Source organism: Buttiauxella agrestis (genome assembly GCF_900446255.1).
Lineage (GTDB): Bacteria > Pseudomonadota > Gammaproteobacteria > Enterobacterales > Enterobacteriaceae > Buttiauxella > Buttiauxella agrestis.
Genome location: NZ_UIGI01000001.1, coordinates 2,909,170 through 2,922,595 on the forward strand (window position 1 = coordinate 2,909,170; position 13,426 = coordinate 2,922,595).

At 52.4% G+C, this 13,426-nt stretch carries 13 protein-coding genes; 8 read left to right on the forward strand and 5 right to left on the reverse strand.

Features of this window, described 5'->3' with window-relative positions:
- Window positions 1-131: 131 nt before the first annotated feature.
- The 4 genes from hisD (DY231_RS13825) to DY231_RS13840 form a co-directional block, all read right to left on the reverse strand.
- On the reverse strand, window positions 132-1,439 hold the full coding sequence (gene hisD, locus DY231_RS13825; RefSeq protein ID WP_115629105.1) for a histidinol dehydrogenase: 1,308 nt from the start codon (window positions 1,437-1,439) through the stop codon (window positions 132-134).
- 3 nt (window positions 1,440-1,442) lie between these two features.
- Window positions 1,443-2,582, reverse strand: coding sequence for a nuclear transport factor 2 family protein (locus DY231_RS13830; RefSeq protein ID WP_115629107.1), 1,140 nt, complete (start codon window positions 2,580-2,582; stop codon window positions 1,443-1,445).
- Window positions 2,583-2,730: 148 nt separating this feature from the next.
- Complete coding sequence (locus DY231_RS13835) at window positions 2,731-3,702, reverse strand: nuclear transport factor 2 family protein (RefSeq protein WP_115629121.1); 972 nt, start codon at window positions 3,700-3,702, stop codon at window positions 2,731-2,733.
- The gene (locus tag DY231_RS13840; protein WP_115629124.1) at window positions 3,699-4,769 is read right to left on the reverse strand and encodes a LacI family DNA-binding transcriptional regulator; all 1,071 of its coding nucleotides are present in this window, start codon (window positions 4,767-4,769) and stop codon (window positions 3,699-3,701) included. Before DY231_RS13840 ends, DY231_RS13835 begins: the two co-directional genes overlap by 4 nt.
- 281 nt (window positions 4,770-5,050) lie before the next feature.
- On the opposite strand from DY231_RS13840, the gene DY231_RS13845 reads away from it, so the two are divergent.
- From DY231_RS13845 to DY231_RS13870, 6 genes are all read left to right on the forward strand, one after another.
- A complete protein-coding gene (locus tag DY231_RS13845) occupies window positions 5,051-6,301 on the forward strand; it encodes an MFS transporter (protein ID WP_115629126.1) in 1,251 nt (416 codons plus the stop codon).
- Window positions 6,302-6,395: 94 nt separating this feature from the next.
- Window positions 6,396-7,727, forward strand: coding sequence for a histidinol dehydrogenase (gene hisD / locus DY231_RS13850; RefSeq protein WP_115629128.1), 1,332 nt, complete (start codon window positions 6,396-6,398; stop codon window positions 7,725-7,727).
- A complete protein-coding gene (locus DY231_RS13855) occupies window positions 7,727-8,494 on the forward strand; it encodes an SDR family NAD(P)-dependent oxidoreductase (RefSeq protein ID WP_256682668.1) in 768 nt (255 codons plus the stop codon). The genes hisD (DY231_RS13850) and DY231_RS13855 overlap by 1 nt, the downstream gene beginning before the upstream one ends.
- Window positions 8,491-9,222 (forward strand): alpha/beta fold hydrolase, encoded by a 732-nt coding sequence (locus tag DY231_RS13860; protein WP_115629131.1) that lies wholly within the window; start codon window positions 8,491-8,493, stop codon window positions 9,220-9,222. The genes DY231_RS13855 and DY231_RS13860 overlap by 4 nt, the downstream gene beginning before the upstream one ends.
- Window positions 9,219-10,010 (forward strand): HpcH/HpaI aldolase family protein, encoded by a 792-nt coding sequence (locus tag DY231_RS13865; protein ID WP_115629134.1) that lies wholly within the window; start codon window positions 9,219-9,221, stop codon window positions 10,008-10,010. The genes DY231_RS13860 and DY231_RS13865 overlap by 4 nt, the downstream gene beginning before the upstream one ends.
- 11 nt (window positions 10,011-10,021) lie before the next feature.
- Complete coding sequence (locus DY231_RS13870) at window positions 10,022-11,188, forward strand: cupin domain-containing protein (RefSeq protein ID WP_115629136.1); 1,167 nt, start codon at window positions 10,022-10,024, stop codon at window positions 11,186-11,188.
- 70 nt (window positions 11,189-11,258) lie between these two features.
- Here the strand turns inward: DY231_RS13870 and DY231_RS13875 are convergent, their stop codons facing one another.
- Complete coding sequence (locus DY231_RS13875; protein WP_115629139.1) at window positions 11,259-11,465, reverse strand: hypothetical protein; 207 nt, start codon at window positions 11,463-11,465, stop codon at window positions 11,259-11,261.
- A 340-nt stretch (window positions 11,466-11,805) separates the two neighbouring features.
- Between DY231_RS13875 and ynhH the strand changes: the two genes are divergently transcribed.
- Window positions 11,806-12,012, forward strand: coding sequence for a protein YnhH (gene ynhH, locus DY231_RS25690; protein WP_440898614.1), 207 nt, complete (start codon window positions 11,806-11,808; stop codon window positions 12,010-12,012).
- Complete coding sequence (gene pykF / locus DY231_RS13880; protein WP_115629142.1) at window positions 12,009-13,421, forward strand: pyruvate kinase PykF; 1,413 nt, start codon at window positions 12,009-12,011, stop codon at window positions 13,419-13,421. Before ynhH ends, pykF begins: the two co-directional genes overlap by 4 nt.
- Window positions 13,422-13,426 lie beyond the last annotated feature (5 nt).

A 13,426-nucleotide genomic window follows, 5' to 3' on the forward strand; every position in this document is an offset into this window, starting at 1 on the left:
TTACCGCCCATCCCTTTCAGGATAATAATGTCGTTAAGAAACAACCTAAGCAAGACAATAAACATTAATAAAACTTAAGTTGAAAATATTTCAGGTGAATTGGCGCTATATTGTTCACCAATAAAAAATAATTAATCACGCTCTCCATTTGTTATTGCATCAATACTTTCTGGTAACAAACGAATTTCCGCCGCGCGGCGATGAGCCTGCATTCCTTCAGTGCGACTTTGGCGGACAGCAGGTTGCGCGACGGCTGCAATTCCATGGTCATCAATCCACTGGTGGGTGCAAATTTTCACATACGCACCAACCCATAAACCGCCGGTATAGCGAGCCGCAGCCATCGTTGGCAGTGTATGGTTGGTTCCGCAGCACTTGTCAGAGAACACAACGCTGGCATTTTGCCCGATGAACAACGAACCATAATTACGGATTTTGCTCGCCGTCGCATGTGGGTCACGGGTGTGCACTTGCAGATGTTCCGTGGCCATATGGTCTGCCCAGGCGATGAGCTGTTCTTCGTCGCGGCAAATCACAATTTCGCCCTGACGTTTCCAGGCTTCACCTGCGGTTACTGCCGTGGGTAAATTCGACAGCTGGCGTTCAATTTCAGCCAGCGTGGCGCGGGCGATTTGTGGACTGGTGGTCGCCATCCCGACGCGGGTATGCACATCATGTTCAGCCTGAGCCAACAGGTCCGCAGCCAGGATTCGCGGGTCTGCGCTGTCATCCGCAATCACATAAATCTCACTTGGCCCAGCCAGTGCATCAATGCCGACTTTACCAAACACCTGGCGTTTAGCTTCGTTAACGAAGGCATTGCCCGGCCCGACAACTTTATCCACGACCGGGATAGATTCTGTCCCCCAGGCCATAGCGGCAATCGCCTGCGCGCCACCGACCTTAAAGATGCGGTGCGCCCCCGCAAGGTGGCAAATGGCTATCATCGCCGGATGCGCCCCCGGCGGCAGACAGGCAATAATCTGGTCACATCCTGCCACTACCGCCGGGACAATTGACATTACCGGCGCGGATAAAATGGGGTAACGCCCGCCTGGCACATAACAGCCCACGGTCTGAATTGGGATAATGCGGTGCCCGAGATGCACGCCCGGCAGCGTTTCGATATCCAGCGGTTGCATGGTTGCCAGTTGCGCCTGCGCAAAGCGTTTAACCTGCGCAATGGCAAACTCGCTGTCCTTGCGCGTTTGCGGGTCGAGATCCGCCAGTGCGCTGGCAATTTCATGTTCCGAAACTTCAAATTTGTCCGGTGTGGTTTTATCAAACTTTGCCGAGTAGTCACGCAGCGCGGCATCGCCACGCTCGCGCACCTGGTCGATAATATTCTGCACCGTCTCGGTTAGCGTGCGATCCGCCTGAACATCCTGCCCCTGCGGACGTTTAATAAACTCAACATCAGCCTCAGAAATCGTTGCCATTTCTTACTCCTCCATTTGTCCCAGTTTAATTTGTGCCAGCAGAGCCAGATGGTCGTAGACCACCCATTCATCAACGATTTTGCCGTTGACGATGTGATAGTGGGACATCCCCATAACGAACAGGTGCTCACCGGTCGGTTTGCCCAGCTCGCCGTAACCCAGGTGGTGGCCTTCCATGATCCAACGCACCGCCACTTTGGTCCCGCCTTCTTCGCAAGGATTGGAGCAGACATGCTGCGGCATCCACGCCCCGTCCGGGATCATGCCAATCAGCGCAAGCGTCTGGTGGATAACCGCCGCCTGACCGTACAACTCTTTCATCAGCGGACCATGCCACTGCACATTCGGGGCATACACATCTTTGATTTTGCCGAGCATGCGACGGTTATAAATTTCGTGCAGCCAGCGCAGGCACTGCTCTTCGGTATCGGTATGCGCAATGGAAACGTCACATTCCATTTCTGGCGGATACTGCCCGACCATGCGGCGGTTTTCGCCGATATCGGTGACGCGGAAGCCCTTATCGAACTGCTCCTTCGCCATGCCGTAGGCTATCGCGTCGGTATCCAGACCCAACTGACGCATCATCGCCATGTTGTCGCTGACCACCCACTCGCGATAAATCTTGTTTTCGTGGATCATGCAGTCCGCCACGGTGCGGGTCACAAACGTACGGTTAGTCGGTTTACCCAGATGGCTGTATTGAGTGTGGCGACCAGTGCCGGTTACCAGGTGGGAGGTGTAAAAACCGTCAACGTCGTTACCATTCCAGATAACTTGCGTTGCCATACCGCGGCGTTCAGGGAAGGCAATTAAGCGCTGCAACGTATCCTGCACAACCTGCTCGCGGTTATACATGGTACCGAGCGCATTATATAAAACACAGTTGTGGGTATAGTGGGTGTAAATTAAACCAACGTCACGCTCGTCCCATATTTTATGGGTGCAACGCACAATGTAATCGACAATATCCGTATAACAATCATCAAAGCCACGTAATGATTGCACGCGCGGACGTTTCTCCGGAACCAAATCAATAAAGTCACGGCGTTCCACTTGTAAGACAGGTTCATCGCGCGTGGATTTTACATTGGTTTTTTCTGAAGCTACCGGCGTTTTATTAGTTGTTTCAGTTGAAGACATATGACCTCCTGCGTTATTTGATTGCGCTATGGGTATTGTCAGCGCACATTATTCAGGGATAGGAATATCCCTCACCTGCAAATGGCGATAATATTTATTTCCTGGGTTAGATATTTGGCGAGGAGATCATCCTCGCCAATAAATGTAATTAATTAAAAATCTGTGACCATATCGCTAATTCATCAACACCCAGATATTCCCGGATAATTAACCCATCGCGTAATTCCAGTTGGCTAATACCGGTAATAGAAACCGGGCGACGGGTCGGCGTACCGAATTTCCCATAACCGTCGTGCCAGGTTAACAGCGACCAGCGCAACGAGAGGCGCACCGGTTCATTGGCATCGCGGCGCACCACCAGATGATGGAGATGCGTTTCGCTGTCGGCGAACGACGCCCGGTATCCCGAAAGAAAACCGCCGATAGCCTGCTCGCCGGTACACAACACGTGGCCTGGCCCATGCAGCGTTGCGGCGGGATGGTATAACCCCGGCACCACGCCGCTGTTGCCACCTGCCCACATCGATAAATAGCGTTCAATCAGCCCGGCAAGTGGGCCGTCAACGTCATCACCTTCAGGGCCGCCCGCCCAGCGAGCGTCCATCTCTTCGGCACTGATATTTTCCAGCCCGGCTTCACGACGTGAATCTGCGAGTTGTCTCGCAAAATCACGCACTTCCATGCCCGTTTGCAAAATGATGGCTGCGCGGTCTTGCAATAACCACTCCTGGCACACCGCACCTTCAGCGCAAACGCGATCCGCCCAGGTGCGCACCCAAATCGATTTGCCGCTAGGTTTCCCAAAGAACCCCTCGCCCTGATGCTGGATACAGGCCACCGTGCGTTGCGCGGCGTAATATTCAAACTGCGGCGAATGGGTACAAAGAATATCTTCGGTTAGCACAGTGCGCTGCGGGAAACTGTGCATCGCTTCAAGCGTGAGCCGCATAAATTGCGACAGGTCATTGAGCTGTTTTTCCGGCGTGTTAAATACCACCGGATTGGCGTAGAAATCTGCCAGTTGGCCGATGTCTTTTTGCTCCCACACCACGTGGGTCAGCGTCAAAATAAACTGCTGGATAGAATCAAACTGAGGGCTAAAGCCCGGCAACCTGGTCATTCAACCTCCTGCGGCTGGAACAATGACAGCCCATCTTTTTCGATAACGCCAAATTGTGGCCGCCTTGCGGAATGACGCACCACCAGCACACCGGGAACCACAACCTGTTCCGGTTCAATGTTTTCACTCTCAATCTGTTTCATCAGTAGCGCTATCGTGGCTCCGACCATGGCATCAACGGGCTGAGATGCTGACGTCAAAGAATAAGACGGCCACCCTGAAGGGCCGGTATCGTCATAACCGATGACTGAAAGATCTTCCGGAATCCGCAGGCCAAATTCGAAACGGGCAACATCCATCACGGTGAGCGCCATATGATCGTTGGCAGCAAAAATGGCATCCGGCCGCTGTGGCGAAGAAAACAGTTCCCAGGCCGCTTTTGCGGTTTTCCTGGCATCGTAATCCCCGTGCACCACGCGGATATCCTTAATTCCGTGTTGATTTAGCGTATTAATAAACCCACTCTGCCGCGCCAGATTGACCGAAGAATCAGAAAGCCCGGCCACATAAGCAAAGTGCTGGTGCTCCCCGGCGAGCAGGAATTCAGCAATCTGTCTGGCCGCCGCTTCGTTATCGGTATTCACGCTCGAGGCTGTGGCATTTTCTTCGCTGCGATTAAACAGCACCACCGGGATCCCGGCAGCGACACACTCTTCGGAAAGCTCGACCGACAGCGAAACCGAAGCCAGCACAATCCCGTCAACCCGGTATTGCATGATCTGGTCGAAAATCCGGTCGACGTTACCGTCGCGGTCGCCCACAAACAGCAACAGGTGGTAGTTCAGCTCATCGAGCTTTTGCGCCAGTGCTTCCAGAACCTGCGGGTAAAACTGGTTATCAAAATAGGACATCACCACACCCACAATCCTTGAGCGGGCGGTGTTCAACGAGCGGGCAATGGCATTTGGCCGATAGCCTAATTCACGCGCCGCCTTCAGCACTTTTTCACGCGTTGCCGGAGAAATACTCGCTCCAGGCGTGAAAGTGCGCGATACCGCCGATTGTGATACTCCCGCTATTTGCGCCACTTGCTGAGAAGTCACGGGGCCAAAAGTCTTACGTTTCATGATTTGGTAGTCCTTATCCACATCCCTCTGGAATGCCTGTTTTTTATACTTACACCATCTTTGCATGCGTATGCAACAGACAAAATTATTTTTTTCACATTTACATTATCTGCCTTTACAAAATTGAAACCTTTTCGTAACTTCAACTTTTGAATACGTATGCAGAAAACAAAAAATACGCCGTCAGTTTTACCGGTGACGCAAGTTAGCGACAAAGGATTGCACCGGTTAATGCCGTACTTGATTGGTTATAACCCATTAATATTTAAGAGGTTCACCACATGTTTCGTGCACTCTTTAGTCGATCCGAAGTCAGACTGTTTTTTACCATTAGCGTGTTGTTCTTCATTTGCATCCACAGTATCGATGCCTTCCTCGCCCCGATGTTAATCAGCGAAGGAATGCAGCCAGAAGTGGTGGGAATGATTATGGGCGCCAGTGGATTAGCCACGTTATTTATCCGTTTCCCGATTGGCATTTTGTCGGACGTGGTGAAGAGCCGAAAAATATTTATCCAGATCAGCCTGCTGTTACCGATGGTGACATGGCCGATAGCCTACCTGGAACCCACTGCCGTGACGTTATACCTGGCGAAAGCCGCCGACGGATTCACTGCGGCGACCTGGGTTTTGTATAACATCCTGTTTATTCGCTATTTTGATAAAAAGGATGCGCCTGCTGCTGTGGCATTACTGGCACTTGCCGGGCCATTAGGGGTTTTCCTCGGCAACTGTATTGGTGGCGTGTTAATCCACTTTTTTGACAAAAACATCGGTTATTTTGTCTCAAGCGTCTCGGCGCTGCTGGCATTGATTCTCACGTTTCGCATTAAAGAATTTCACGATGCTGCCCGCGCACCCACGCTTAAAGCCTGTATTAATAGTGCGAAGCGCCAGCTCGCGGACTCTTCCGTATGGTTTATTGGCCTGCTGGCCACCATTGTTATTCTGGTGCCTTTCGCCACCCGCGATACGCTGACCCCTATTTATGCCCAACAGCTCGGCGCGAAAGCAGGTATTTTGACCTTGCTGAGTAATATCCATTTGATCTTCTACGCGCTGGCGATAGCGATGTGTAGTTCGGTGTTTTATAAACGCCTGGGGCTGGTGAACACCGCCGTTATTGGCATTATCCTGCAAGTGATTTCCAGTATCGGCATCCCTTTCACCAGCAATATGTACCTCATCTATTTCTTACAGGCGATGGCGGGTTTCTCGTTTGGTATGGCGTTCGCTGTGTTTATGTCGTTAAGCGTGGTGAATACGGTTGAAGATGAACAATCAACGCGCATGGGCTTATTCCAGACCATTTATTCTGTCGGCATGTTTGTCGGCCCGGTCGCAATGGGTCTGATGTTGCAGCACATTAATTTGTCTTCCGGGTATCTGATGATTGGCGCACTGTGCGTTATTGCGGCCTTCCTCACACCGTTGGCGGCACGCAGTGTGGAGCAGCGACAGATAAAAGCGGCGCAAAAGAATCTGCCTAAAGTTTCTTCGGCACAGGAATATGCTAATAAAACCAGCCAGTAAATTTAAACCTTAATCGTTTATTTAATCCGATTCACCCCATTCACCCGCAATGCCGGGCGGGATAAACACGTATTAAAAATCACAGGAGAGCGTCATGGCGCAATATTTAAAAACCAGTAAATCATTATCTGAACGCCAGCAGGCCAATAAACAGGTCAGTATTATGGTGGAAAATACGCTGGCAGATATTGAACAACGCGGCAATCAGGCTATTCGTGAGTTATCCATTAAATTCGATAATTACGATCGCCAGGATTATCGTTTATCGCAAAGTGAAATTAATGCCTGCATCAAACAATTAAGCCGCCAGGATATTAAAGATATTGAGTTTGCCCAGCAGCAAGTTTTTAATTTTGCTACTGCGCAAAAAAGCTGCCTGACCGATCTTGAAATCGAAACCCGCCCCGGCGTTATTCTTGGTCATAAAAACATTCCGATTAATGCCGTCGGTTGTTATGTCCCCGGTGGGAAATATCCGCTGCTGGCTTCGGCGCATATGTCGATTATTACGGCCAACGTCGCGGGTTGTTCGCGCATTGTGAGCTGTGCGCCGCCATTTAATGGTCGCCCTGCCCCGGCGATTGTCGCTGCACAGGCGATGGCGGGTGCGTCCGAGATTTACGCATTAGGCGGTATTCAGGCCATCGGCGCGATGGCGCTCGGCACCGACACCATTGCTCCGGTGGATATGCTGGTCGGCCCCGGTAACGCCTTCGTTGCCGAAGCTAAACGCCAGCTGTTTGGCCGCGTCGGCATCGACTTGTTCGCCGGGCCAACGGAAACGCTGGTGATTGCCGACGAAACGGTAGACGCGGAAATCTGCGCCACCGACCTGCTGGGCCAGGCCGAACACGGCGTAACCACACCTGCGATCTTGCTCACCAACTCGCTGAAACTGGCGCAAGAAACAATACGTGAAGTTGAGCGCCTGCTGACGCAATTGCCCACCGCAGAAATTGCCCGCCAGGCATGGCGCGATTATGGCGAAGTGATTGTTTGCGACAGTTACGAGGAAATGTTGCAGGAAGCCGATCGTATCGCTTCTGAGCATGTGCAGGTCATGACCAATCGCGACGACTGGTTCCTCGCCAATATGACCAACTTTGGCGCACTGTTCCTTGGCCCGCGCACCAATGTCGCTTACGGCGATAAAGTCATTGGCACCAACCATACCCTGCCAACGCAAAAAGCGGCGCGTTATACCGGCGGACTTTGGGTCGGTAAATTTATGAAAACCTGCACCTGGCAGAAAGTGCTGAGTGATGAAGCCTCTACAGAAATTGGCAGCTATTGCTCACGCTTGTGCCAACTAGAAGGTTTCTCGGGCCATGCGGAGCAAGCCAATATTCGCGTGCGTCGTTACGGCAACCAGGATGTGCCATACGCAGGCTCGGTTCCGGCGGCGGATATTGAGAAGGCATCGTAATGATGGCACTTCCTCGCACACCGGAATTCCGGCTCGACAATAAGCGGGCTTTAGTGACGGGCGGTTCTCGTGGTATCGGTTTTGCAGCAGCCTTAGCCCTTGCGCGAGCCGGGGCGCAGGTGTGGATTATTGCTCGCCAGGCGCAGCAGCTTGAGGAGGCGGTTAACAGTGCTGCCGCAGAAGGTCTGCAATTAAACCGCCTGGCGTTGGATATTACCGATACCACTCAGGTGGGTGCTGCGTTGGCAGACCTGCCCGGTTTCGACATTCTGGTAAACAGTGCCGGGCTTGCGCGTCATCAGCCATTTCTTGAAGTGAGTGAAGAAAATTTTGATGCGGTGATGGCGCTCAATCTGCGGGCAACCTTCTTTATTAGCCAGCTAGTTGCACGCAGTATGAAAATGCGCCAGATCCCCGGTTCAATTATTCACATCTCCTCGCAAATGGGGCATGTCGGCGGCCCGCAACGCAGCGTTTATTGTGCGTCTAAGTTTGCCCTTGAGGGTTTGACGAAAACAATGGCGCTGGAGTTGGGCGAGTCGGGTATTCGGGTGAATACCCTGTGCCCGACGTTTATCGAAACCGAGCTGTCGCGTGCGAATCTTGCAGACCCGGCGTTCAGTCGCTATGTGTTGGACAACATAAAGCTGAAGCGGCTGGGGACGCTGGAGGATGTGATGGGACCGGTGGTGTTTCTCGCCTCCCCCGCTTCAGCCCTGATTACCGGCACGGCATTAATGGTCGATGGCGGGTGGACAGCAACATGAATACGATGCCTTTGCTGGAAAACCATCACGCGCCGCTGATTCTGCTCGGTGGGACGCTGTGTAACGGGCGGCTGTGGCAGCCGTTAAGTGAACAGTTAAACGTCAGCTCTTTTAGCTGCATCACGCTCAGTGCGGGCAAATCGGCTCATGAGCTGGCAAGTCAGTTGCTCGCGGTTTTGCCGCCGAGATTTTGCCTGGCGGGTTTTTCACTCGGGGCAATGGTGGCTCTGCAAATGGTGGCTTTGGCTCCGCATCGAATTACCGCTCTGGCGCTGCTGTCCGTGAACCCGCTGCGGGATTTACCCGGTAACGCGGTCGGGCGACGTGCGGCGGTGAAAGAAGCCGCACGCCTGGGAATCGCGCCGTGGCTCACGAAAACTCTCTGGCCGAAATATGTCGCCCCGCATCGTCTGGATAACGCGTCGCTTCACCAGACAATCGTACAAATGGCTGAAGAGTGCGGCATTGCGGTTTTTGCAGACCAGACTGAGGTGGCGATTTCACGCGATGACCATCGCGCGGCTCTGGCCACGTTCCCCTCTCCGATACTCATCATCAACGGCGCGTATGACGCCATTTGTACCCATTCACATCACCAGTCGGTTGCCGCAGTCGCTCCTCATGCCCGCTGGATAACGCTTCCTGAAAGCGGCCATTTCTTACCGCTTGAAGAACCGAAACTGGCGGCCATCGCCATGCGCAACTGGATACAGGAGTCACAATCATGAGAAAAAACCCGCTGAAAGCGGCCTTTCGCCAGCAGCAGCCCATCATTAATGGTTGGCTGGCAATCCCTTCGGGCTACAGCGCCGAAATCGTCGGGCATCAGGGCTATGATTCCGTCACCGTCGATATGCAACACGGCATGATTGATTTCGCCAGCGCGTTGTCGATGCTTCAGGCCATTTCGGCGACGCCCGCCACGCCGCTGGCCCGCGTGAATACCAACGAACCAGCGCAAATTATGCGCCTGCTTGATGCCGGTGCCTGGGGAATTATCTGTCCGATGATTTCGACGGCGGAACAAGCGCAGCAGTTTGTTTCAGCCTGCCGCTACCCGCCACTCGGTAACCGCTCTTTTGGCCCGGCCCGCGCACTTTTATACGGTGGCAAAGATTACCCGCAGTATGCCAATGAAGAGATCCTGACGCTGGCGATGATTGAAACTCGTGAAGGGCTGGAAAATCTCGACGCGATTCTGGATATCGACGGGCTGGACGGCGTATTTATCGGGCCAAACGATCTTTCTTTAACGCTCACGGGAAGTGCCAGCGCCGAGTCGCAACACCCTGAAATGTTGGCCGCGATAGAGTTAGTGCTGAGTCGTTGCAAAGCACATAACAAGCTCGCCGGGATTTTTTGTACCTCAGGCCCGGCTGCGGCAAACCGTATCGCACAGGGCTTTAATTTTGTCACCCCCGCCAATGACGTTATGCAACTGGGCAGTGCGTCACGCACCGCAATCGCCGCCGCGCGGGGTGAAGCCGCGCCAACCAGTGGCGCATCTGGATATTAATAGAGGACATTATGCAAAATATTACTCTGACTCAAGAAGAAGCCCAGCGCCGCCTGGTACGCCCGGAAGACCGCGTTTCCTGTAGCGTGGCATTTATCGACTGCAAACTGCCCGGCTCACACCTCAAACAAAACTATTCCTTTATTGGCCCAGGCGTGACGCAATCGGCTTCGCAAGTGGTGAATATTCCTGAGCCGCACGGCTTTAATATCGGTGCGGCGGCGATGCCAAAAGGCGTGACCAACAATCTGCATCTGCATTTCACCGCCGAAGTGTTTTTGATTCATGAAGGGAGCTGGCGTTTCCGCTGGGGCGCCAATGGCGAGCATCAGGCTGAATTCAGCGCACCCGCCATTTTGTCTATCCCAACGTGGATTTTCCGCGGTTTTACTAACGTCAGCCCGAGTGATACCTGCGGCATGGTGTTCACCGTTTTGGGGGGCAATAACACCGGCGGGATTATCTGGCATCCGTCGATACTTGAGGCCGCAAGCGAATATGGTTTGTATCTGAGTCGCGACAATATGCTGATTGATGTCGAGGCCGGTGACAAACTGCCCACGCAATCCGAGCTATTGCAGCCGCTGGGGGCGGAACATATCGCCGCGTTGCGCGATTATTCAATAGAGGAAATGAGCCAGCGCGCCGTGACGGGCGAGCAGCGAACATGGTCGGCAAACGCTCTGTTGGATTCTGTTTTGCCAGGACACGGTGGCGAACTGGCGCCGGTGATTGGCTACGGAATTTCACAAGACCTGCATAACGCGCCGCCAATTCTGAATCCGCATGGTTTCTCTGTGGAGTGGCTGCGCATTCAGGAGCAGCATCGTGTTGGGCTACATTTCTGCCCGGACGTTCAGGTGCTGATGGTGTTTAAAGGAACGCTGGGAGTCACGTGGAATCGAGCGGGTGAAGAAGTCACGATTGTGGCTGAAGAAGGTTCGGTAATTTCAGTTCCTGCCAATAGCTGGCGTCAGTACCGGGCGCTGGATGGCGTGATGGAAGCCACGCTGACCACTCAGGGCGATCATCGTAAAAAGATTTACTGGGATGCGGAAATTATTGAGCAAGCGCTGGAGCGGGATCGCTGTCTCGATCCCGATGGCTACGTGGCAACGGCAAGTATCCTGCCTGCAACCGCGCGCCGGGCGGGTGAGAAAATAGCTCGCGCCGTTTAGGCGAGATCAGAGCGAGATTCTCACTTTTTGCAGGGACGCACAGGGTGCGACACATTGCCGCGTAATACACTTATTTCTGGGTGTTTACGCGGCTTGCCAGTGCGGAAAGGTCGTTATCGGGAAATGGACTTTCCATCGCAAAATCCCATTCGTGTGCGGCACAAACCCCATCGCTGCCCCCCTGGTTTTCACATTGCGCAATTCTTTTTGCCGGAGCATTCCCGCATACCAACAGGAAAGCGACAACCACAACACCGGGGATAAACCACTTAATCATGACAAAAATTCTTCATTAATATAAAAGCCGTCAACAGGACGTTATAGCTCACCGACCCTGCCATTCAAAAAAATATTATATTCCGCAATTATATTTTAATGAATAACTCATATTTATTATAAATGACTAAAAAAGTTGCAAAGTCGCGCCCAGGGTCGCTGAGACCAGGAATGCGCCTCCCCACCCTTTTGTGACGCCAACTTTGTTAATAACCACTTAACGCACTGATAACACTTCGCCGTATTTCTGCGCATTCCGTATTTGAAACAGCGTTTTCAATTCCTTTCGGAGCAAGTTACCTCTATAATGAGCGCGTCTTGACTTGAATGGTTTCAGCGCATTGAACTGTCCTAATACACTAGAAAGCAATCAATATCCCCGGCAGGCTGAACCGCAAGCACACTTTCCTCTGCACGCTTTATTTCTGTCACCTATCCTTACCGGGTGGCACATGAACAATATCAGCTTTAGTTTGCGCTCCGGCGCCCGTATCGACCGGAACCGAATTTTCACAATCCTTCTCAACTTACAGATAAGACTGTCATGAAAAAGACTAAAATTGTTTGCACCATCGGTCCGAAAACCGAATCCGAAGAAATGCTGAGCAAAATGCTTGATGCTGGCATGAACGTAATGCGTCTGAACTTCTCCCACGGTGACTACGAAGAACACGGTCAGCGTATCAAGAACCTGCGCAACGTAATGGAAAAAACCGGTAAGAAAGCAGCGATCCTGCTGGACACCAAAGGTCCTGAAATCCGCACGATCAAACTGGAAGGCGGCAACGACGTCTCTCTGAAAGCGGGTCAGACCTTTACTTTCACCACCGACAAAACTGTTGTGGGTAACAGCGATATCGTTGCTGTCACTTACGAAGGTTTCACCAGCGACCTGAGCGTTGGCAACACCGTACTGGTTGACGATGGTCTGATCGGTATGGAAGTCACTGCAATCGAAGGCAAAAACGTTGTTTGTAAAGTACTGAACAACGGCGACCTGGGCGAAAACAAAGGCGTTAACCTGCCGGGCGTTTCCATCGCGCTGCCAGCTTTGGCTGAAAAAGACAAACAAGACCTGGTGTTCGGTTGCGAGCAAGGCGTTGATTTCGTAGCGGCTTCCTTCATCCGTAAACGTTCTGACGTTGTTGAAATCCGTGAGCACTTAAAAGCGCATGGCGGCGAGAACATCCAGATCATCTCCAAAATCGAAAACCAGGAAGGCCTGAACAACTTCGACGAAATCCTCGAAGCTTCTGACGGCATCATGGTTGCTCGTGGTGACCTGGGCGTTGAAATCCCGGTTGAAGAAGTTATCTTCGCGCAGAAGATGATGATTGAGAAATGTGTCCGCGCTCGTAAAGTTGTTATCACTGCAACTCAGATGCTCGACTCCATGATCAAAAACCCACGCCCTACTCGCGCAGAAGCGGGTGACGTTGCTAACGCCATCATCGACGGCACCGACGCAGTAATGCTGTCTGGTGAGTCTGCTAAAGGTAAATACCCACTGGAAGCTGTGACCATCATGGCGACCATCTGTGAGCGTACTGACCGCGTGATGACCAGCCGTCTGGATAACAACCATGACAGCCGTAAACTGCGTATCACCGAAGCAGTTTGCCGTGGTGCGGTTGAAACTGCTGAAAACCTGGCAGCTCCAATCATTGTTGTTGCAACCCAGGGCGGCAAATCAGCTAAAGCTGTGCGTAAATACTTCCCGAACGCAACTATCCTGGCGCTGACCACCAATGAACTCACTGCTCGTCAGTTAGTTCTGAGCAAAGGCGTGATTCCACAGCTGGTTAAAGAAATCGCTTCTACTGATGATTTCTACCGTCTGGGTAAAGAAGTTGTGCTGGAGAGCGGTTTAGCTCGTAAAGGCGACATCGTAGTGATGGTTTCTGGTGCATTAGTACCAAGTGGCACCACCAATACTGCGTCTGTTCACGTACTGTAAATTTC

Coding starts and splice junctions, on each gene's coding strand:
- hisD (WP_115629105.1), bottom strand. CDS start 1,439: ATGGCAACGATTTCTGAGGCTGATGTTGAGTTTATTAAACGTCCGCAG.
- DY231_RS13830 (WP_115629107.1), bottom strand. CDS start 2,582: ATGTCTTCAACTGAAACAACTAATAAAACGCCGGTAGCTTCAGAAAAA.
- DY231_RS13835 (WP_115629121.1), bottom strand. CDS start 3,702: ATGACCAGGTTGCCGGGCTTTAGCCCTCAGTTTGATTCTATCCAGCAG.
- DY231_RS13840 (WP_115629124.1), bottom strand. CDS start 4,769: ATGAAACGTAAGACTTTTGGCCCCGTGACTTCTCAGCAAGTGGCGCAA.
- DY231_RS13845 (WP_115629126.1), top strand. CDS start 5,051: ATGTTTCGTGCACTCTTTAGTCGATCCGAAGTCAGACTGTTTTTTACC.
- hisD (WP_115629128.1), top strand. CDS start 6,396: ATGGCGCAATATTTAAAAACCAGTAAATCATTATCTGAACGCCAGCAG.
- DY231_RS13855 (WP_256682668.1), top strand. CDS start 7,727: ATGATGGCACTTCCTCGCACACCGGAATTCCGGCTCGACAATAAGCGG.
- DY231_RS13860 (WP_115629131.1), top strand. CDS start 8,491: ATGAATACGATGCCTTTGCTGGAAAACCATCACGCGCCGCTGATTCTG.
- DY231_RS13865 (WP_115629134.1), top strand. CDS start 9,219: ATGAGAAAAAACCCGCTGAAAGCGGCCTTTCGCCAGCAGCAGCCCATC.
- DY231_RS13870 (WP_115629136.1), top strand. CDS start 10,022: ATGCAAAATATTACTCTGACTCAAGAAGAAGCCCAGCGCCGCCTGGTA.
- DY231_RS13875 (WP_115629139.1), bottom strand. CDS start 11,465: ATGATTAAGTGGTTTATCCCCGGTGTTGTGGTTGTCGCTTTCCTGTTG.
- pykF (WP_115629142.1), top strand. CDS start 12,009: ATGAAAAAGACTAAAATTGTTTGCACCATCGGTCCGAAAACCGAATCC.